Source organism: Maricaulis virginensis, assembly GCF_027922185.1.
In the GTDB taxonomy this organism is placed as follows: domain Bacteria; phylum Pseudomonadota; class Alphaproteobacteria; order Caulobacterales; family Maricaulaceae; genus Maricaulis; species Maricaulis virginensis.
In genome coordinates this window covers 291,130-311,333 of sequence record NZ_BSFE01000002.1, presented here as the reverse complement: position 1 = coordinate 311,333, position 20,204 = coordinate 291,130, and the positions used below count along the sequence as shown (strand labels likewise).

At 66.9% G+C, this 20,204-nt stretch carries 19 protein-coding genes; 6 read left to right on the top strand and 13 right to left on the bottom strand.

Features of this window, described 5'->3' with window-relative positions; genetic code table 11:
• Window positions 1-56 precede the first annotated feature (56 nt).
• The gene (locus tag PKE71_RS04945) at window positions 57-1,229 is read right to left on the bottom strand and encodes a DUF418 domain-containing protein (protein WP_271185853.1); all 1,173 of its coding nucleotides are present in this window, start codon (window positions 1,227-1,229) and stop codon (window positions 57-59) included.
• Window positions 1,230-1,369: 140 nt separating this feature from the next.
• On the opposite strand from PKE71_RS04945, the gene PKE71_RS04940 reads away from it, so the two are divergent.
• Complete coding sequence (locus PKE71_RS04940) at window positions 1,370-1,645, top strand: hypothetical protein (RefSeq protein ID WP_271185852.1); 276 nt, start codon at window positions 1,370-1,372, stop codon at window positions 1,643-1,645.
• 159 nt (window positions 1,646-1,804) lie between these two features.
• Window positions 1,805-3,820 carry a coiled-coil domain-containing protein gene (locus PKE71_RS04935; RefSeq protein WP_271185851.1) on the top strand — a complete coding sequence of 672 codons (2,016 nt, stop codon included), beginning with the start codon at window positions 1,805-1,807 and terminating at the stop codon, window positions 3,818-3,820.
• Window positions 3,821-3,832: 12 nt separating this feature from the next.
• Here PKE71_RS04935 and PKE71_RS04930 read toward each other — a convergent pair whose 3' ends face one another.
• From PKE71_RS04930 to PKE71_RS04910, 5 genes are read right to left on the bottom strand one after another with little or no spacing between them, the layout of a single operon-like run.
• On the bottom strand, window positions 3,833-4,483 hold the full coding sequence (locus tag PKE71_RS04930) for an ABC-type transport auxiliary lipoprotein family protein (protein ID WP_271185850.1): 651 nt from the start codon (window positions 4,481-4,483) through the stop codon (window positions 3,833-3,835).
• Window positions 4,480-5,430, bottom strand: a complete 951-nt coding sequence (locus PKE71_RS04925; RefSeq protein ID WP_271185849.1) for an MlaD family protein — start codon at window positions 5,428-5,430, stop codon at window positions 4,480-4,482. The genes PKE71_RS04930 and PKE71_RS04925 overlap by 4 nt, the downstream gene beginning before the upstream one ends.
• 2 nt (window positions 5,431-5,432) lie before the next feature.
• A complete protein-coding gene (locus PKE71_RS04920) occupies window positions 5,433-6,209 on the bottom strand; it encodes an ABC transporter ATP-binding protein (protein WP_271185848.1) in 777 nt (258 codons plus the stop codon).
• A complete protein-coding gene (locus PKE71_RS04915) occupies window positions 6,206-7,360 on the bottom strand; it encodes an MlaE family lipid ABC transporter permease subunit (RefSeq protein ID WP_271185847.1) in 1,155 nt (384 codons plus the stop codon). Before PKE71_RS04915 ends, PKE71_RS04920 begins: the two co-directional genes overlap by 4 nt.
• A gap of 10 nt (window positions 7,361-7,370) precedes the next feature.
• Complete coding sequence (locus PKE71_RS04910) at window positions 7,371-8,543, bottom strand: MFS transporter (protein ID WP_271185846.1); 1,173 nt, start codon at window positions 8,541-8,543, stop codon at window positions 7,371-7,373.
• A gap of 121 nt (window positions 8,544-8,664) precedes the next feature.
• Here PKE71_RS04910 and PKE71_RS04905 point away from each other — a divergent pair, with 121 nt between their 5' ends.
• Genes PKE71_RS04905 through PKE71_RS04895 form a run of 3 tightly spaced genes read left to right on the top strand, consistent with a single transcriptional unit; the run spans window position 8,665 to window position 11,779 of the window.
• Window positions 8,665-9,969, top strand: a complete 1,305-nt coding sequence (locus PKE71_RS04905) for a glycosyltransferase family 4 protein (RefSeq protein WP_271185845.1) — start codon at window positions 8,665-8,667, stop codon at window positions 9,967-9,969.
• Window positions 9,963-10,682: a class I SAM-dependent methyltransferase gene (locus PKE71_RS04900; RefSeq protein ID WP_271185844.1), complete on the top strand. Its 720-nt coding sequence runs from the start codon at window positions 9,963-9,965 to the stop codon at window positions 10,680-10,682. Before PKE71_RS04905 ends, PKE71_RS04900 begins: the two co-directional genes overlap by 7 nt.
• Window positions 10,682-11,779 carry a prenyltransferase/squalene oxidase repeat-containing protein gene (locus tag PKE71_RS04895; RefSeq protein WP_271185843.1) on the top strand — a complete coding sequence of 366 codons (1,098 nt, stop codon included), beginning with the start codon at window positions 10,682-10,684 and terminating at the stop codon, window positions 11,777-11,779. The genes PKE71_RS04900 and PKE71_RS04895 overlap by 1 nt, the downstream gene beginning before the upstream one ends.
• Here the strand turns inward: PKE71_RS04895 and PKE71_RS04890 are convergent.
• Window positions 11,736-12,341: a class I SAM-dependent methyltransferase gene (locus PKE71_RS04890; protein ID WP_271185842.1), complete on the bottom strand. Its 606-nt coding sequence runs from the start codon at window positions 12,339-12,341 to the stop codon at window positions 11,736-11,738. The genes PKE71_RS04895 and PKE71_RS04890 overlap by 44 nt on opposite strands.
• A complete protein-coding gene (locus tag PKE71_RS04885) occupies window positions 12,341-13,006 on the bottom strand; it encodes a hypothetical protein (protein ID WP_271185841.1) in 666 nt (221 codons plus the stop codon). Before PKE71_RS04885 ends, PKE71_RS04890 begins: the two co-directional genes overlap by 1 nt.
• A 117-nt stretch (window positions 13,007-13,123) precedes the next feature.
• Here PKE71_RS04885 and pip point away from each other — a divergent pair, with 117 nt between their 5' ends.
• Window positions 13,124-14,089, top strand: coding sequence for a prolyl aminopeptidase (gene pip / locus PKE71_RS04880; RefSeq protein ID WP_271185840.1), 966 nt, complete (start codon window positions 13,124-13,126; stop codon window positions 14,087-14,089).
• 72 nt (window positions 14,090-14,161) lie between these two features.
• Here pip and PKE71_RS04875 read toward each other — a convergent pair whose 3' ends face one another.
• From PKE71_RS04875 to mreC, 5 genes are all read right to left on the bottom strand, one after another.
• Window positions 14,162-15,514, bottom strand: a complete 1,353-nt coding sequence (locus PKE71_RS04875; protein ID WP_271185839.1) for a sodium-dependent transporter — start codon at window positions 15,512-15,514, stop codon at window positions 14,162-14,164.
• 142 nt (window positions 15,515-15,656) lie between these two features.
• Complete coding sequence (gene rodA, locus PKE71_RS04870) at window positions 15,657-16,802, bottom strand: rod shape-determining protein RodA (protein WP_271185838.1); 1,146 nt, start codon at window positions 16,800-16,802, stop codon at window positions 15,657-15,659.
• A complete protein-coding gene (gene mrdA, locus PKE71_RS04865) occupies window positions 16,802-18,679 on the bottom strand; it encodes a penicillin-binding protein 2 (RefSeq protein WP_271185837.1) in 1,878 nt (625 codons plus the stop codon). The genes rodA and mrdA overlap by 1 nt, the downstream gene beginning before the upstream one ends.
• A gap of 12 nt (window positions 18,680-18,691) precedes the next feature.
• Window positions 18,692-19,213 carry a rod shape-determining protein MreD gene (gene mreD, locus PKE71_RS04860; protein WP_271185836.1) on the bottom strand — a complete coding sequence of 174 codons (522 nt, stop codon included), beginning with the start codon at window positions 19,211-19,213 and terminating at the stop codon, window positions 18,692-18,694.
• On the bottom strand, window positions 19,210-20,202 hold the full coding sequence (gene mreC, locus PKE71_RS04855; RefSeq protein ID WP_271185835.1) for a rod shape-determining protein MreC: 993 nt from the start codon (window positions 20,200-20,202) through the stop codon (window positions 19,210-19,212). Before mreC ends, mreD begins: the two co-directional genes overlap by 4 nt.
• Between the last annotated feature and the right edge of the window lie 2 nt (window positions 20,203-20,204).

The following is a 20,204-nucleotide window of genomic DNA, read 5'->3' as shown; positions in this document are numbered from 1 at the left end:
CGGAATCTTGAACGGTCGCGTGATCGAACCGGTGAACCGCTACCCACTTCACCTGATCACGCTCCGGGTCCGCGGCGCAGCGGGCCGAACCGCCGGCGGGACAGCCCGTCCAGCAGCCACTCCACGGGACCGGTCCGGAAAGAGCGGCTCCAGGCCCAGACGGCGAGCGCCTGCACGACGCACAGAAGAAAACCGGTCAGCGCCAGACCGGCCGGTCCCAATCGTCCGTAGAGCGACAGGCCTGGCAGGAGAGAGAACAGGGCAAGCCCGATCAGAAGCTGGCCGGTATAGAGGCTGAGCCAGATCTCACCGGCCTGTTCGAGCAGACGCGTAACCGGCACGAGACGGGCCTGGTTGCCCGCCAGGCTGATCAGCGCCGCGAAGCCGGCCGCGCACAGCAAGGCGCCGGTCGCGTGGGCGCCATTGCTTTGCCACAGGCCGGACGGGGCGAAGTCCCGCGCCAGAGCCGCCGCAGCCGCCCATCCGGTCAGCGGCAGGCCGAGGCCCAGGCAGACGGCCGCGACCAGGACATAGTGCATCGCCGGCCACCGCCCGCCGGCAAATCCGGTTTCCAGGGCGAGCATGCCGATCATTGCCAGCCCCAGAACGCCGCCGCCGAGAAAAACGACCTCCATGAGATGCCATTGCAGCGCCGTTGCCATATTGCGGGGCAATTGCGCGAAATAGCCCGCCCGGTGTGCCGCTTCAGCTTCGGTGGCCTGTTCGGCGCCGAAACCCAGCAGCTGGCCGGGCTCCATCGTATCGGGCAGAAGCGCGGTCACGGCCGATCCCGCCACCACGATCAGCAGCGTCCCGCCGACCAGGACCAGCGCCGTAACGAGGCGCGATGCCGGCTGCATGGCCCGCAGCGGCAAGGCAATCATGCTTGCGATCGCCAGGATCGAGATCAGCTCTCCGAACCAGACGAAATAGGCCAGAACCAGGCCCAGCAGGAGCATCCAGCCCAGCGGCACACGCAAGCCCCGGTCCTGTTGCCAGGCCAGCCAGCCCCCGAACGCCGCGATCAGCACGATATTGAATGTCCAGGACACAAGCGTCTGGCCGGTCCACCAGGCCAAGGCATCGGCAGCACCCAGCGTCCGGCCGCCGATCTCCGGCAGGTCGGCGGAGGGCCACACGCCCGCCATGCCCGGCAGGTTGGCCAGCAGAAGGCCGAAGGCGCAAAGCCCGAGAAGCCGGCGCAGCCCTGCCCCGTCGCGCTCATCCATGATCGTGCTGCCCCTGCCGCATTTCCGCCACCTTGCTTACAAACAATTCACAAAATTCCCATCTTCCATGAACGTGTCTTGGATATAACGCGTCATACCCTCGTGAGGGGTTGAATCGGATCGTAGGGTGCACGTTTGGGATGATCCAGTTTCTCGCTTCGCTGATTGAATGGCTCGCGCTGGCGGCCTTGTCGTCCGTCGGGATCGAGGTCGAGGCGGTCGATTGCGCCGCTGTCGGTCCGGCCGAGTACCGGACCATCTCTGCCGTCTATGTGACCGGTCAGGATTATGCCTTCCAGGGCGTGGGTTACAACGCGACATCCCTGAGCGATTGCGCGGATGCGGCGGGCAGCCTGTTCCGGATCGACGAGACGCCGCGCCTGGTGTCCGAACCGCCGTACAGCTACCGCAGCTGATCCCCGCCATCGACCGCAGGTTTTCCCGGCAAATACCGGTTCCGCATAGATTATCTGTGTGTCCGGCGCGCATTTGCGCCTATTCTCTGCCATAATGAACAATCCGGCGCGCGCAGGGCTTGATCCGGCGCCGGATGAAGGCAGCCAATCGGGCGCGGAATGACCAGATACACCCAGGACCAGACAATCGAACTGGCGGAGATGAATATGGCGGATGACGCTCAGGATTCACCGGTCGCCACGGCACAGTCGCATGCGCTGTCCACCCAGGCTTCCCGGAACCCGCAATGGGACGATGCCGGCGGCAAGTCCAGCGGCAACTGGATGGTCTGGCTGGGCAACACGTTCGCGCTGCTGTGGATCGGCGCCGCGGGCGCCTTCATCTGGGGATATCTGGGTATCCAGTCGCTGGACGCGCTGGCGCAATACGGTTTCGGCCAGCTGACCGGTCTTTCGGTGTTCGCCATCGCGCCGGCCCTGCTCTTCATCATGAGCGGCCTGATGGCGCGGGAAGTCGTCCGCAGCGGCCGCAATACACGGCGCGTCGAGATCGCCCTGCGCAAGCTGGTCGAGCCCGCCCGCTATGCCGAACATGAAGTCCAGAGCCTGTCCGATGCCGTGTCCGACGAGGTCGAGCGGATCAATGCGGCGCTGGAAAGCGCGCTGGCCCGTCTCGCCGCCATGGAAGAAGTCATCGCGCACCATGCGGACACGCTGGAACAGTCGGCGACCGATGCGCGCGACCGCGCCGAAGGCCTGCTGAAGGATCTGCGCAGCGAACGCCTGCGCCTCGGCGAGGTGTCGGAATCCCTCGACGACAAGGCCGCCCTGATCGCCGCCGCGATTTCAGACCAGTCGAAAATGGTTGCCGCAGCAGCCGAACTCGCCGCCTCCCAGGCCAGCGACAGCGAAAAGCGCATCCGCGCCAGCCTGAGCGATCTGGATGCTGCCGGCACGGCGATCGTCGAGCGCAGCGACCAGGCTGCGACCGTCATCACCGAACGCGCCGATCACCTGCGCGACCTGTCCAACGGTCTCAAGGAACGCTCCGAAAACCTCGACGCAGCCTATGTGAAACACCGCCAGCGCCTGAGCGAGGCCAGCGAGGCGCTGCGTCAGGAGCAGGAAAAGATCGCCGCTGCGCTGGACTTCCACAAGGCCGAACTGGAAGTCATGGCCAGGACCGCCCAGGAAGGCGCCGGTGCGCTGAAATCGGCGGCGTCCTCCGGTGCCGAGGCGTTCCGCGAGGCGGTCGATGCCGCTCTGGCGCGGGCCGACGACATGGCCGGCCGGGTCCGTTCGGAAACCGAACACGCCGCCAGCGAGCACGAGGCCGCGCTGGCCCGCCTGATCGCTTCCGCGCAGGAGGCCAAGGAGGTCTCCGAAGCCGCGATCGAGGCGATCGAGAAACAGGCGGATATCGTCTCCTCCAAGGTCGAGAAAACCAACGAGACGGCCTATGAAGCCGCCCGCCGTTCGGACGAGGCCTTCGAGGCCCGCCTGGCCGAGGCCGAGAAACTCACCCAGCGCGCATCGCGGGCCGCCGACGAGGCCGCCGACTCGGTGCGCCGCCGTCTCGAGGCCGTTCTGGAAACCGCGCGCACCGAGAGCCAGTCGGTCGAACGCCAGATCGAGGCCATGACACAGCGTCTGGCGGAAATGCCCGTCATGGCGCGCGACCGGGCCCAGGAAGCCGCCGACGCCCTGCGCCGCGGTCTGGACGGGTTGAATGCCGCCGCCATGGCGGCTGCCGAGGAAGCGCAGGAGATCGACGCGGCCTTCCAGTCGCGCATCCGCCAGAATTATGAACTGCTCAGCGACTTCATGCTGCGCATGGGCAGTGTGGCCGGCGGCCGGCGCGTGCCCGATCTCGGTGCGAACGAACTGCCGGACCCGCTGCAGCGGCGGCGCTCGTCGCCCGCACAATCACCGGATTCCTCAGCCGCCGGTCCGGACGCGAAAGACACTTCGGACCGGGATGGCGAGACGCCGGCAGCACCGGCCGAGGAGCGTCCGCGCAGCGACAACAGTGTCGGCTTCCCCGAACGCGGCGGACGCCGGGGTCAGGGCGATCCGGGCTGGCGCTGGAAGGACTTGCTGTCCAACATGCCGCAGGACGAGGACGGCGCGCCGTCACCGTCTGACCGCAAGAAGCGCTCCGACGACCAGACCTGACCCCGGCGGGGGCTATTCGCCGCCGGCTTCGCTGTCCTGCATCTCCGTCGCCATGGCGGTCCAGCCGGCGATATCGCGGCTGATCGAGATCGCAGCCGCATCGAAGGCATCGACGATGGCCCCGGTCCGGTTGTCCGCCGCCCGGCGTTCCGCGGAAAACACCCGCGCCCCGACAAAGCGGCGGCCGTGTTCGGCCACCAGCCGCGCTGCAATGCGCACATGGACGGTCGGCGCAGCACTGTCGCCATGATCATAGTCCGCCTCGAACTGGCGCAGATCGAGATGCAGCTCGTAATCGGCCCGCACCCCGTCTTCCGGCCGGGCCGGTGCCAGGCGCGCCTGATCGGCGTTGAACGTGTCGATCACCAGGCTCTGCAGCAGGCCCGGTGCCGGTGCGATCCAGCGCGCGCCATGGACATAGGCCAGGCTCTGTCCGTCGCGGACCAGTGCGATCTGGTCGCCGGACAGGCCGCGCGGCGCCTGCGGCATCTCGATCTCGATGATCGTCCAGTTCTCGCTATTGCCGCTCCATTCGCGCGGTTCCGGCGAGGACAGGCGGTAGACCGAGACCGGATCGCTCTCGGGCAGCAGCGAGACACAGGCTGCCACCGGCAGCAGGCCCAGCGCGATCAGCGCCGGCTTCAGGAAACGTGTTCCGCTCATTGCGGGACCTCCACGGTTTCACGGGGCGAGCCGGCGACGAAGGCACCGGGATTGCTCTCGATTTCCAGGGCGATGCGTTCGAGCGTCGCGATCAGGCGGCGCAGGTCGGACGAAGCCCGGTTGAGATCCTGCAGCCCGCTGTCTGCAAAATCTTCCAGCGGCGGCGTGATCGTGCGGATCATGGTGTCGGTATTCACGGCCGCCTGGTTGACCGCCTGGGCTGCCAGCGTGGTCTCGTTGACGGCCGGCGTCAGATCATTGACCAGGAAGCGCTCGGCCGTCGTGCCGAACCGCTCCAGCGAACTGGCCGCGGCCGAGATGTCGCCGGCCGCCGTATCGATCCGGCCGATCGCCTGGCGCATGTCGGCGATCAGGGCATCCTCGGCACTCAGCCGCTCGGTCAGGGCGCGCAGGTTGGACAGGGTTTCCGACACCTCGTCGACATTCTGCTCGCTGAGCAGGGCCGACAGGCGGAACAGCGCCGTCTGGGCGGCGTCCAGCACATCTTCGGAGCCTTCGAACAGCCCCTCCAGCTGGGCGCGCCGGGCGAAGATTTTCGGAGGCTGGCGGCCCGGCGGGCTGAGCAGGCGCTGGGCATTCGGCGAACCGCCGGAGATCAGGATATAGGACAGGCCGGTCAGACCCTGCGGTTCGAGCTGGGCGAAACTGTCCACCCTGACCGGCGTCTGGGCGAGCACGCGGACCCGGGCGATGACCCGGCTCTGCTCGTCCAGTTCCAGCTCGATCACCTCGCCGACCTGGATACCGTTGAACCGCACCTCGCCACTTTCACGCAGCCCGCGGACAGGCCCGTCGAACACAATGTCGTAGAGGGCATAATCCTCGTCGAAGGAGACCTTGCCCAGCCAGAGGGCGAAGAAGCCGAGAGCAGCGGCGAGCAGGACGGTGAACAGGCCGACCAGCGCGTGATGGGCTTTGGTTTCCATGCCTAAATCTCCTTTCCGGCCAGCGCGGCGCGGCCGCGCGGACCGTGGAAGTATTCCTGGATCCACGGATGCGGATGGTCCAGCAGTTCGCGGAGCGGAGCGACAACCTCCACCCGCTTGTCGGCGAGTACGGCCACCCGGTCGCAGATCGCGTAGAGACTGTCGAGATCGTGCGTGATCATCATGATGGTCAGGCCCAGCGCCCGCGACAATTCCAGCACCAGGCTGTCGAAAGCGGCCGCACCGATCGGATCGAGCCCCGCAGTGGGCTCGTCGAGAAACAGGATTTCCGGATCCAGCGCCAGGGCCCGCGCCAGGGCGACGCGCTTGCGCATGCCGCCGGACAGTTCCGCGGGGAAGCGTGTCGCGGCTTCCGGCTGCAGGCCGGCGAGGCCGATCTTCATGCCGGCGATCTCCTCCATCAGGGAGATCGGCATGTCGACATGCTCGCGCAGCGGCGCCATGACGTTTTCCAGCACGTTGAGCGAGGTGAACAGGGCCCCGTTCTGGAACAGCACGCCCCAGCGGCTGTCCACGCGCCGCCGCTCGGCCGCGCTCATCTCGCTGAACAGCCGGCCATTCAGCCGGATCTCGCCCGCTGCCGGCGTCATGAGGCCGAGAATGGCGTTCATCATCACCGTCTTGCCGGTGCCCGAACCGCCGACCACGCCGAGAATCTCGCCCCGGCGGATGTCCAGGTCGAGATCGTCGTGCACCACGTGATCGCCGAACTGGGTACGAAGGCCCCGCACGGAGATGAGAATGTCCTCCGCGCTCATATGCCCAGCTCCAGATACATCATGGCGAACAGTGCCTCGAGCACGATGACGGCAAAGATCGACTGCACCACGGATGCCGTCACCCGGCGCCCGAGCGACTCCACATCGCCGCGCACTTCCATACCCTGGCGGCAGCCGATGATCGCCACGACAAGCCCGAAGACCGGCGCCTTGGACATGCCGACCCAGAAATGGCTCCAGTCGAGTTCCGAATGGAAGCGGGTGATGAACAGTGTGGGCGAGATGTCCTGGGCGGACCAGGCGACCAGCATGCCGCCAAAAATTCCGGAAATCATCGCCCCGAAAGTCAGGAGCGGCGCCATCAGTACGCAGGCGACCACGCGCGGCATCACCAGTGCCTCGTAGGGGTCGAGGCCGAGCACACGCATGGCATCGATTTCCTGCTGCATCTTCATCGCCCCGATCGAGGCAGTGAAGGCACTGTCGGAACGGCCGGCCAGCATGATCGCGGTGATCAGCACGCCGAACTCACGCAGAACGGCGATACCGACAAGCTCCACGGTAAAGACCGAGAAGCCGACACTGCGCAGCAGGTTGGCGCCCATATAGGCCACGACCGCGCCGATGAAGAAGGACAGGACGGCGATGATGGGCAGGGCATTCACCCCCACCTCTTCCATCGCCCAGACCGTCGGTGTCAGCCGGAAGCGCCAGGGCTGGGCCGCCATGCGAAGCCCCGTTGTCACGGTACGGCCGAAGAAGGCCATCGTGCTGACCGCTTCCAGCCAGGCTGCCTCGAGGCCCGCCCCGATCCGCGCCATCGCACCCATGAAGCCGAAGGCGGGTTCGCGTTCGGGCTGGCAGATCGTGGTGCGCGAGCGTACCTCCTCGATCAGCCGCCGGGCCGTGGGATGATCGCCGCGATAGTGAATGTCGCCGTCGGGCTCGCTGCACCGCCGCGTTGCCCGGCCGAGCAGATAGGCGCCGGCCGTGTCGATCCGGCCCAGCCCGTCCAGGTCGATGACGATATCGCCCGGCTCGCTGTTCTCCTCGACGGCGCGAATGGCGGCATCCTGCACACCGACGGTATCGACCAGCCAGTCGCCGCTCGGCGCCAGCACGGTGCGTCCCCCGTCCTCCCGGACGGTCAGGCCCGCCGGGTCAGCAGTGATGACAGTTTCTCCTCTCATGCCCCTGACCCTAGTCGAATTTCTCCGCCCGCGGGAGTGCCTGGAAGCGGTGCAGCAAAACTGCGGCAGCCAGGCCACACAAGGCCGGAATCACCATCAATGCAAACCCGCCCGCGCCGATCCGGGCATAGAAATATCCCGACACCGCCGAGGCCGCGGCCATCACAACTCCGCCGGACAGGGCCGAGTTGAGTGCCTGAGCCAGCGCCGCGTGTTCGTCGGGAACATGGTCGGACGCGAACCGCAGGAACCCGACATAGGTGGCGGCGAAGGTGAGCGCATGCAAGGATTGCAGTGCAAACAGCGCCCAGAGCGGCGGGGAAAACGCGGTCAGCCCCCAGCGCAGGATGGATGCGACGGCCCCGGCCCCGATCAGCATGGCCGGGCTTGCACGTCCCAGAAGACCGCGCCCGGACAGCCAGAGAAAGCCGATCTCGACGGCAACGCCCGTCGCCCACAGCGCGCCGATTGCGGTGCCCGACAGCCCCTGCTCGCTCCAGGCCTTGGCGGAGAACGCGTAGTAGAAGCCATGCCCCGCCTGCACCATGGCCGAGGCCAGAAGGGCGATCCCCAGCGGGCCGCCCAGCATCACCAGGATATGGCCCAGCCGGGCATGATCGGCGCTGTGCGTGTCCGGCCGGCGCCCCTCGGGCAGCCAGGACGCAGCCAGTGCCAGCAGGCCCGCCCCCAGGATCAGCCAGGCGAGAATGCTCTCCGTGCCGAAACGGTCGATCAGCGCGCCGGCCGAGAAATTGGCGACGATGAACATCGCCGAACCGAAAGCCCGCACCGGGCCGAAGGCGAAGCGCTCGTCGCGCGCCGCGCGCATGGCGAAGGCATCGATCACCGGGATCTGTCCGAACAGCAGCGCGCCGGACAGGAAGGACAGGACCAGCAGCACCCAGGGCAGGGATGACGGGCCGTGCAGCCCGAACACCACGACACAGCCAATGGCAAAGACCAGGATCGGATCGCGGCGGCGCACCGCGCGATCCGACCATCGCGCACCCACCGGCGAGACCAGTGTGCGCCCGGCCATGCCGGCCGCCACGATCCAGCCGATCCATTCCGGCGACAGTCCGCGCCCGTCCAGCCATTGCGGGAAATAGGGCAGGAAACAGCCCAGTGTCAGGTAGAAGGCGCCGTAATAGGCGGCAAAGCGGAATGCGGGCGTGCGGATCATCTTGCCTTCCTGGCGTGGCGTTGCGGATCCTGCAATGCAGCAGGCTGGCACGGCATGCTTGGCGAACAATGTTCACTTCTATAGGTTCGCGGTTCGAACACCACCGCCGGAATCACGCGTCATGGGCCGAGATACCCTTGTTTCCACACAGCTGGAAGACACACCGGACGCGGATCCCGTCCGGCCGCTGCGTGTGCTCGTCACCGGCTATCGCTCGCACCCGCATGTCGGCGGCCAGGGCGTCTATATCCGCGAGCTGACGCGCTGGCTGGCCGCGCTGGGCCACAAGGTCACCGTCGCCTCCGGCCCGCCCTATCCCGAACTCGATCCCGGCATCGATCTGGTGCGCCTGCCCTCGCTCGACCTGTTTGCCGAAGACAATGCCTTCATGGCGCTGCGTGCGAAGCATCTGGCCTCCTGGGCCGATCTGTCGGAATGGCTGGCGCACAATTCCGGCGCCTTCGGCGAGCTCTATGCCTTCGGCCGCCGCCTCGAGCGCTATCTCGCCGGCAATGCCGGCGAATACGATGTCGTGCACGACAACCAGACGCTCTCGACACCCTTCCTGCGGATCGAGCGCCGCCTGCCGGTGATCACCACCCTGCACCACCCCATCGCGATCGATCACGACTACGCCCTCGCCGCCAGCGATGCCTGGTGGAAGGCGCTGCTGACCCGGCGCTGGTACCGGTTTGTCGGGATGCAGGCCCGCACCGCGCGCCGCCTGCAGCGGCATCTCGCCGTCTCCGAAGCCGCGCGCGACACCCATGCCGAACGCTATGGCGTCGCCCCGGACCGCGTGCGCGTCGCCTATAACGGTATCGACCACGACGTCTTCCGGCCGGATCCGTCCATTCCGCGCGAGACCGGGCTGATCGTGACAACGGCCAGTGCCGACGTGCCGATCAAGGGCCTGGACGTGCTGATCGATGCACTTGCACGGGTCGCAGCCGCACGGCCCAAGGCCCGGCTTCACATTGTCGGCCAGCTGCGCGACGGACCGGCCAAGCGCCGGCTGGCCGCACACGGCCTGTCGCAACGCGTCTCGACTTCCAGCGACCTCACCCGCGAGGAGATCGCGGACCTCTATCGCCGCGCCCACATCGTCGCCTGCCCGGCGCGGTTCGAAGGCTTCGGCTTTCCAGCCGCGGAAGCCATGGCCTGCGGCGCGGCTGTGGTTTCCAGCGATGGCGGTGCCCTGCCCGAAGTGGTCGGCGATGCCGGTCTCGTCTCGCCGGCCGGCGATGCCGAGGCGATGGCCGCCAATCTCGCCCGCCTGCTGGATGCGCCCGCCGAAGCGGCACAGCTGGGCGAGCGGGCCAGTGCCCGCGCTCGCACCGAGTTCAACTGGTCGTCCCACGCCCTGGCCGCCTCGCGGCTCTATGCCGAAGCGCTCGCCGAACGGGGGAAAGCCCGCGCATGCTGACTGTCCGCCTCGAAGCGCTTGACCTGGATGCAGGCCAGCGCGTGCTCGACCTTGGCTGCGGCCAGGGGCGCCACCTGCACGGCCTCTACTGGGACAAGACGCCGGTCACCGCCGTGGGCGTGGACCTGTGCCATGACGATGTCGTCATCGCGCTCGACAAATTCTTCGAACTGCCGCCGCCCGAACCGGCCTCGCCGCTGCGCCATGCCGTGCTGGCGACCGCCAACGGGGAGGCCCTGCCCTTCCCCGACAGGAGTTTCGACCGGATCATCTGTTCCGAAGTCCTCGAACACGTGCCCGATCCGGACCGCTTCCTGTCGGAGATTTCGCGCCTTCTGAAACCCGGCGGCATTTTCGTCGCCTCGGTACCACGCTACTGGCCGGAGGCGATCTGCTGGTGGCTGGCGCCGGGCTATCCGCGCACACCGGGCGGCCATGTGCGCATCTTCCGGCCGGACGCGCTGAAGGCCCAGGTCGAGAAACACGGCTTCCGGCGCTATCTGCGGCACTGGGCGCACAGCCTGCACAGCCCCTATTGGTGGCTGCAATGCGCGCTGTGGGACGGCCGCGAGACCAGCACGCTGGTCCGCATCTACCGCAAATTCCTGGAGTGGGACCTGCTGGACCGGCCCCGGCTGACGCGGGCGATGGAAGCTTTGCTCGACCCGGTGATGGGCAAGTCGGTCGTGATGTATTTCCGGAAGACGGCGTGATGGCGGGCCTGGTCGACATCCGCGCCTGTGCCCGTCACATCGAGGCGCTGCAGCGCCCCGGCGGCGACATTCCCTGGATCGAGGCAGGTATCTGGGATGCCTGGAATCATGGCGAAGGCGCCATGGGGCTGGCCATCGCCGGCCGGGAAACGGCCGCGCGCCGCGCCCTCGACCATCTCGCCGAACGCCAGGAGGCCGATGGCGGCTGGACCGGCGATCTGGGGGCCTCGGTGCCGCTGGACGACACCAATCGCCATCTCGTCCCCGGCACGCCGGACACCGCCCGCGACACGAACTTCACCGGCTATGCCGCCGTCACCGTGCTGCGCTCCCTGCTCGCGCTGGGCGCCCTGTCGGACCTGCCGCGCTACTGGCCGATGGTGCAGCGCGCGATGGACTTCATCCTCGCCCACCAGACCCTGCAGGGCGATATCGTCTGGCGTGCCCGCGATGGCGACGAGCCGCTGGAGACGATCGACTCGCTGCGCGCCGGCAATGCCTCGCTCTACAAATCGCTGGAATGCGCCATCCTGATGGGCCGCCTGATGGAGGCCCCCGTCGATCACTGGGCCCAGGCCCGGCGCAAGCTGGGCGCAGTGCTGCGCGAGAATGATGCCCGCTTCGACCGCAAGGGTACGGATCGCCGCCGCTATGCGATGGACTGGTATTATCCGGTTCTGGCCGGTGTGCTGACCGGCGAGGCCGCCCGCGCGCGTCTCTATGCCCGCTGGACGGACTTCGTGAAGCCGGGGCTGGGCTGCCGCTGCGTTTCGGACGAGCCCTGGGTCACGGCGGCCGAAACCGCCGAGCTGGCCCTGGCCTGCCTCGCCGCCGGCAAGCGCGACCAGGCCCGCACGCTGATCGCCGATCTCGCGCCGCTGAAAGCCAGGTCCGGCGGTTACTGGATGGGCTGGCAATTCGTCGAGGAAGTCGTCTGGCCCTACGAGCGCCCCAGCTGGACTGCCGGCGCGCTGATCATGGCGGCCGACGCGCTGGACGGCCTCACTCCGGGCTCCGGCCTGCTGGTGCGCAACTGGGTGGTGGAATATCCGGTCAGGCCAGACGCCGAAGCACTTCCAGCGTTCCTGTCCGCCTGACCGGTTCGAACAGGCCGGAGGCACAGGCCAGCTTCCAGATTTCGTAGGGCGGACGGCCGCCATCCTCCGGGTTCGGGAAGACGTCGTGAATGGCCAGCAATCCACCCGGCAGGATGCGTCCGCTCCAGCCGCGATAATCGGCCAGCGCCGCCTCCATGGAATGCCCGCCATCGATGAAGACCATGCCCAGCGGCGTGGTCCAGTGGGCAGCCACCGTCGCCGACTTGCCGATGACCGGGATCACACAGTCTTCCAGGCCGGCGCGGAACAGCGTCTCGCGCAGGGCCGGCAGTGTTTCCACCGCGCCCAGCTCGGCATTGTAGAGGTCGGGGTCGTGATACTCTTCGCCCTTCTGGTGTTCTTCCGAACCGCGATGATGGTCGAGCGTGAACAGCACCGTGCCCGCCTCACGCACGGCCGGTCCCAGATAGAGGGCCGACTTGCCGCAATAGCTGCCGATCTCCAGCACCGGCCCGAGCCGGCCGGCCTCGCGTGCACAGGCGGCGAGATCCGCGCCTTCCTCGGGAGCGAGAAAGCCCTTTACGCTATCGGGATCGAGCATCAGGACAGGCTGTCGCCGGACGCGTTGCTGCGGCGCAGATCGACCAGTTCGTCGACGCGCTCGCGCAGGCTGTCAGTGCGGACCGCGAAGAGGTCCCGCTCGGACACCAGCTGGCTGGCGAGTTCGTCGTCGCCGGGAACCGGCATTTCCGCCAGAACGGCATCGAACAGGGCCAGCGTGTCGCGGGCGCGGGCGGTGACGGTCTCGACATCGCCGATGCTGCGGCTGAGGGCGCTGCGGGAGACACCGCCGCCCTGGGCGATCAGCTCGGCAGCGGCATTGTCGACCGCGCCGGCCAGTTCCCAGGCCAGGGTCATGTCGGTCAGGAAATGGGCAGCAAAGCCGGGCGCATCCAGCGTGGTCTCGTTGGCTTCAAGATAGCGGGCAACCGGTGCGCGGCCGGCCGAGGCGTCATCGTCGCCGGACTGGCCAGCGAGGCGGCCCATCCAGGACATGGCGGTTTCCATCGATCCGGCTTCGCGGATCCAGCCGCGCGCCCGGGCGACATCCTCGAAATCGGCGGCCGTCCGGCTGACGCTGGCCTGCTGCGGCGAGGCTTCACCGGCTCCGGCAAAGCGGGACGAGACGGAAATCGGGGCACTGGCACAGCCCGCGACGAAGGAACACGCGGCCAATGCCACAAGGAAGCGCCGAAGTCCGGTCATTACGCGGTGGTTTCCCAACAGTCTCTGATTAGCCCCGAGGTGAAAGATGATATAGGGACATGAGGGTCTAGGCTATGGTTTATTGCGTTTACGCCGCGCTAACAGGACAGGACTGGAATGGACGCCGCCTACTCCCGCCGACTGCTGTATCCGCCGATCCATGCAACGCAGACATTCCGCCTGCCGGTGAGCGGTGGACACGAGCTTCATGTCGAGGAATGCGGCCGTCCCGACGGCCTGCCCGTCATCACCCTGCATGGCGGTCCCGGCGGCGGCGTCTCACCCGCCCTGCGCCGTTTTTTTGACCCGCGCCGCTATCGCATCATCCTGTTCGACCAGCGCGGCTGTGGCCGCTCCACGCCGCATGGCGGGCTGGAGAACAACACCACCGCCGACCTGATCGACGACATCGAGCGCATCCGCGAACGCATGGGTGTCGACAAGTGGCTGGTCTTCGGCGGCTCCTGGGGTGCGACCCTGGCCATCGCCTATGCCCGCCAGCACCCGGACCGCTGCCTCGGCCTGATCCTGCGCGGTGTCTTCCTGTGTACCGAGCTGGAGCTGAACTGGTTCTACCGCCAGGGCGCGAACATGCTGTTCCCGGACGCCTGGGAACGCCTGGTCGATCCCCTCGCCCCGGAAGAACGCGGCGATATCGTGCGCGCCTACTACGAGCGTCTGGCCGAACCGGACATTGTCCGCCGCCGCCCGGACGCCCTCGCCTGGGCGCGCTGGGAGAGTGCGCTGATCTCGATGACCGGCGACCCGTCCGCCCCGCTCGCCGACCCGATCCGCTCCGACGCGCTGGCCCGGCTGGAGACGCATTATTTCGTCCACAAGGGCTTCCTGGAACACGATGGCGTGCTGCTGGAGGATGTCGGCCGTTTCAGCCACCTGCCCGGCGTCATCGTGCAGGGCCGCTATGACATGGTGACCCCGCCGCGCTCGGCCTGGTCGCTGGCCCGGGCCTGGCCGCGGGCACGGCTGCAGATGATCGGCGATGCCGGCCATGCTGCAGGCGAGCCGGGGGTCGTCGATGCGCTGGTGCGCGCGACCGACGCCTTTGCCGACCGCATGAGCTGATCCGGACAAGAAAACGGGGCCGCACCGGATGGATGCGACCCCGTGTTACTTCAATGATGCCGTTATGAGGCTCTAGCTGAGCCCCAACATCGCACCAATGGCACCATTGTTGAACTGGGCGTCCAGGCCCAGCGCCAGGATCACGAAGATCGCCGGCGGCACAATCCAGCGCACCGCAAAGTGGAAGAACTCGAACAACCCCTTACCGGTGTGCGAGAGCTCGTCGCGCAGCAGCGCCTTCGGGATCACCCAGCCGGCAAACACCGCCACCAGGAAACCGCCCAGTGGCAGCAGCAGGCTGCCCGAGAGCCAGTCGACGAAATTGCCACCGAACTCCGGTGAATAGACGGCGCCCGCACCGATCATGAAGGCGAAGAAGCCGACCAGAACCGCCGTCTGCGCACGGCCGAAATTTGCGTGCTCGTCGACGAAGGCCACGACGCCTTCCAGCAGCGAGATAGACGAGGTCACGGCCGCGATCAGCGCCAGCGCAAAGAAGGAGCCGCCGATGATATTGCCCGCCGGCATGTCGGCGAAGACGGCCGGCAGTGCCGAGAAGATCAGGCCCAGGCCTTCACCGGGGTCGATGCCCACCATGAACACGATCGGGAAGATCATCAGGCCGGCCACAAGGGCGACCAGCGTGTCGGCCGACGCAATCGTCAGCGACGAGGAACCGATATTGGCATCCTTGGACAGATAGGAGCCATAGGTGATCATGATCGCCGAGGCGACCGAGACCGAGAAGAAGGCCTGGCCGAGCGCCTGTACGAAAGTCTGGCCTGAAACAGCCGAGAAGTCCGGCCGGAACAGGTAGGCGACGGCTTCAGCCGCGTGACCATTGACCAGCGAGTAGATCGTCAGGCCCAGCAGGACAACGAAGAAGAGCGGCATGAGCAGCGTGGCGACGCGTTCAATCCCGCCCTTGAGACCCTGGGCCACGATACCAACCGTCAGGCCCATGAACAGGACGTGCCAGAACAACTGAATGCCCTGACCATTGTAGAACATGGTCGCGCCTTCATCCGTCCCGAAACCACCGGCGAAACCGGCGACCGAGAACGCCATGACCTGGCCGGCGATCACCGAATAGGTCGTCAGGATCAGGAAGCCGGCCGCGGTACACACCCAGCCCACGATGGACCAGTTGCCGGATTTTCCCGCCTCAAGCGCCATCTTGCGCGTCGAGGAGATTGCCGATTGCTGGGCGTGGCGGCCGATGGCGATTTCCGCCATCAGCACCGGCAGCGCGAACAGGATCACGCAACCGATATAGATCAGCACGAAGGCCGAGCCGCCATTCTGTCCCGTCATGAACGGGAAGCGCCAGAGATTGCCGAGACCGACCGCGGACCCGACCGCTGCCATGATGAATGCAAAGCGCGACGACCAGTGCGCATGCGTCCCCGTGGGCGTAACCGCCATGAAAACTCTCCCCTGCCTGGGCGCGGCCCCCCGCGCCCGAATTGCGTAAAATTGTCGCGCACACTTCCCCAACGGCCCGATCAGGTCAAGCTGGCTTCGCCAGCGCAAACATCGTGCCCGCAGCGCGGCGGGGAGTCTCACCCTAGCCGAACAGTCCCGCGCCCCGCGGCGGTTCGGCATTGCGGTGAATGTGCGCGCCCAGGATCAGACCGAAGCCGGCCAGCACGGCCATCATCACCGTCCCGCCGTAGGAGATGAGCGGCAAGGGCACCCCGACGACCGGCAGGGCCCCCATCACCATGCCGACATTGATGATCACGTAGAGCGCAAAGGTTGTCGCCACGCCCATGCTCAACAGGCGCAGGAAGGTGGACTTGCAGCTGATCGCGATGGCGATGGTGTTGGCCAGAACGAGCGCGTAGATCGACAGGACGACCAGCCCGCCGACAAAGCCGAATTCCTCGCCCAGGATGGTGAAGATGAAGTCGGTCTGCTTTTCCGGCAGGTATTCCAGCTGGGACTGGGTGCCCTCCATGAAGCCCTTTCCGGTGAACCCGCCGGACCCCAGCGCGATCTTGGACTGCAGGATCTGGTAGCCCGCCCCCAGCGGATCGGCGTCCGGATTGAACATCGTCATGATCCGTTCGCGCTGGTAGTCGTGCAGGCCGTAGCGGAAAAAGCCAACCGCGCCGGCAAGACCGGCGATGGCGCCCGGCAAGATGATCTTCCAGCTCAGCCCGGCCAGGAAGACGATCGCCCCGCCCGTTGCAATGAGAAGCAGCGTCGTGCCCAGGTCCGGCTGTTTCGCGATCAGCAGTGCCGGCAGACCGATCAGCGCGGCAGGAACCAGCAGGCCGCCAAGGCTGGAGACCTTCTCGGTTGGCAGGTCGTGATAGAAGCGCGCCAGCGCGAACACGAGGGCCAGCTTCATGACTTCGGAGGGCTGTACCCGTATCGGTCCGATATCCAGCCAGCGCTGTGACCCATTGATCGTGACACCGGCGATCTCGACACCCGCGAGCAGGACAAGCGCCACGACATAGATCGGATAGGCCACGCCCATCCAGAAGCGCGGCGGAAACATCGCGATCACCATCATGCCGCCGAAAGCCGCCGAAAAGCGGATGGCATGATTGACCGCCCAGGGTGTCCAGCTGCCTCCGGCCACCGAATAGAGCATGCCGACACCGGCTCCACCGAGCAGGACCAGCAACAGGACCAGCGTCCAGTTCAACTCCATCAGCTTGCCGCGCAGATCGCGCGGCACGCTCTCGCGAAAAACCGCCATCAGGCGCCCCCGCGCCGGTCATTGCCGGCAAGATCGGCAAACACGCCGGCGCGGCTGGAGGGGTCACGCGCGACAACGCGGCGCAGGATGTCGCGGGCCGGGCGTGTCGCGGCACTCGATCCGCCACCATGTTCCACAACAACGACCACGGCATATTTCGGATCGTCGGCGGGAGCATAGCACATGAAGAGGCCGTGATCGCGCAGCCGCCAGGGCAGGTCGTCCTGGTCGCGAACGCCGGACGCGCGCTCTTCGGCGGTGATGGAGTAGACCTGTGCCGTACCGGTCTTGCCGGCCATCGCGACGCCTTCGATGCCCAGCCCGCCCAGCGAATAGGACGTGCCGCCCGGTTCCTCGACCACGCCGCGAAGGCCGGCCCGCACGCGGGCCAGTGCCGGTTCGGACACGCCGATATGCGGCGCCGGACGGGCCAGCGCATTGCGATAGAGCGTCGGCTCGACAGCCCGGCCGGAAGCGACACGGGCCGTCATCACCGCCAGTTGCAGCGGTGACATCAGTACCGCGCCCTGGCCAATGCCGACATTGTAGGTGTGCCCCGTCGTCCAGGGCTCGTTGCTGCGGGCGCGCAGCCAGGCCGGGTTCGGCATATTGCCCGAACGCACGCCGGAAATGCCGATGTCGAACTGTTCACCGACACCGAAACGGACCGCCATGTCGTGGAGCCGGTCGATCCCCAGACGGTCGGCCATTTCATAGAAGAAGATATCGCAGGACGTCTTCACCGCTTCGTGCAGATTTACGCGCCCATGGCCCTGGCGGCGCCAGCAGTGAAACTCGCGCCGGCCCAGCATGGTGGATCCGTTGCAGAAAATTGTCTCGTTCGGATCGACCAGACCGTGTTCCAGCGCCGCCGCAGCGACAACTGCCTTGAACGTCGAGCCGGGCGGGTAGGTCCCCATGATCGACTTGTGGAAGAGCGGATTGTGATCGTTTGCCCGCAGGGCTGCGTAGTCCGACGAGGAAATGCCGCCAACGAACAGGTTCGGATCGAAGCTGGGCGTGGACACAAGCGCGATGAGTTCGCCCGTATTCACGTCGATCACTACGGCCGAAGCGGACTCCTGGCCCAGCCGTTCATGCGCGTAGCGCTGGATGTCGGCGTCGAGGGTCAGGACCACATCCCGGCCGGGCTGGGGCGCCGTGGACTGTTCGGGCAGTTCGCGGATCACCCGGCCACGCGCGTTGACCTCGGTCTTCAGCGCACCGGCGGCGCCACGCAGATCATGCTCGCGCGAGACCTCCACCCCGGTCTTGCCGACCCGGAAACCCGGATGGAGCAGCAGCCCCTCCTCCTCGCGCGGACTGGCGGCGATATCGTCCTCGTTCGGCGTCTGCACATAACCGATCACATGGGCAAAGGCCGCGCCATAGGGGTAGGACCGCACCTCGCCCACATCGGGCCGTACACCGCCCAGATCCGGCGCATTGAGATTGATGGCCGAGAAAGTCTGCCAGTCCAGATCGTCCGCCACGGTGACCGGGCGATAGCGCGACTGGCGCCGAACCGCGCGCAACACCCGCTCACGATCGGCGTCGGACAGGGGCATGAAGCGCGACAGCCGGTCCAGGGCCGCCCCGATATCGCCGGCCTGCTCCGGCACCAGCAGCACCCGGTAGCTGTCCCGATTATCGGCGACCGCGACGCCGAAGCGATCGAGAATGCGGCCTCGCGACGGCGGCAGGAGGTCGAAATTGAACTGGTTGTCTTCGGACAGCAGCCGGTAGCGCTCGCCTTCCAGCATCTGCAGCGAGTACAGGCGCGCACCCAGCCCGATGAAGGCCAGCCCGCCAAGGCCCGACATGATGAGGGCCCTGCGGGTGAATTTCAGATCCTGTTCCTGGCGGTCAGCGCGCATCTTGCCTCGCGATCAGCCCCCGATGAACCCGGACCGGCCCGGGCGGCGATTACGCAGCGCCAGAAAGGCCAGAAGCGGGAACATCAGCATCGTGGCTGCCAGTTCGATGATCAAGAGCTGCAGGTCGGCCATCTGCTCCAGGGCGAAACTTCCGGCGGCAAAGGCGATACCGTGCGCCAGCAGGAGCGTTGCCCCGAAACGCAGCAGGACCGGCGGCAGATCGCGCGGCATGCCGTCCTCGCCACGGAAGCGGCAGACCGCCAGCGCAACCAGGTAGGACAGGGCCCAGACCCCCATTGGCGCGCCGGTCAGGAGGTCCTGGGCGAGACCGATGGCAAAAATCACGATCGGCGGCATGAAGTGCGGGCGCAGTCCCGACCACAGGAAAATCACCATCAGCGGCCAGGTCGGCATGACCGATATGCCGTCGACCAGGCGTGTCGGTGCCGCCTGGATGACCAGGGCCAGCAGGACGGTGAAAACGCACAGGGCAACAGAGGTCCAGATCGAGCTGCGGTCGGTCGGCTTTCTCATGGCTGGGCCTCCGGATCCGCAGCAGCACCGCTTTCTCCATCGCCGCTGTCCGCGCCCGCAGGCGCCGCCTCGGCGACGGGCGCCGCTGTCGCCGGGCCAGCCTCGTCGGGGTCGAGCAGTCCGGCCTCGTCGGCGCTGACCTCCTCGTCCGGCGGCGTCACCCGGCGGTAGGGCCATACCCAGACAAAATCGATCGGCGCCTGGTCCGAATAGAGCCGGACCCGCCATCCGCCTTCGCGCGTCGCCACCGCTTCGCCGACCGGCAGGCCGCGCGGCAGAATGCCGTCATCACCTGACGAGACAATACGGTCGCCCGGCTGGATATCCGGCGCCCGGCCGACATATTCCAGTCGCGGATAGGGGGAGTTGTCGCCGACCAGAATGGCCCGCGCATTCGACCGGTCCGCCATGACGGGAATCCGGCTGTTGAGGTCGGTCAGAAGCAGCACGCGTGCAGACTGGCGGCCAGTCTCGTAGACGCGGCCCACCAGGCCGTAGAGATTGATGACCGGATAGCCGTCCTCGATACCCGACAGAGACCCGCGGCCAATGAGGCGAGCGCGCACGAACGGTCCGCGCGGGTCGGCTACGGTCCAGGCACCGATCCGGTCCTGTGTGGCGGGCGTGTCGACGTTCAGCGCATCCTCGTAGATCTCGATCCGGTCGCGCTGGCGATAGGCGAGATCTTCCCAGTAGCGCGCCTCGATCAATTGCTGGCGCAGGTCGGCATTTTCCTGGGCAAGCTCGCCCTGCCGGCGGAAATAGGGGCCGATATTCTTGATGGCGCGAAGCGGCTGGGCGGCCAGTTCCAGAACGGGAGCCGTCAGGTCGGTGAAGCCGGCACGGATACGGGCGAAAGTATCGGATCGCGATTGCGGGCGATCGAAGGCGATCAGTGCACAGGACAGAACAAGAAGCGCAATGAAGACAGTCCGCGAGAAGCGGACACCCTGCTCGCCATCATGTCGTGTCGAGCGCCTTGTGGCCACCG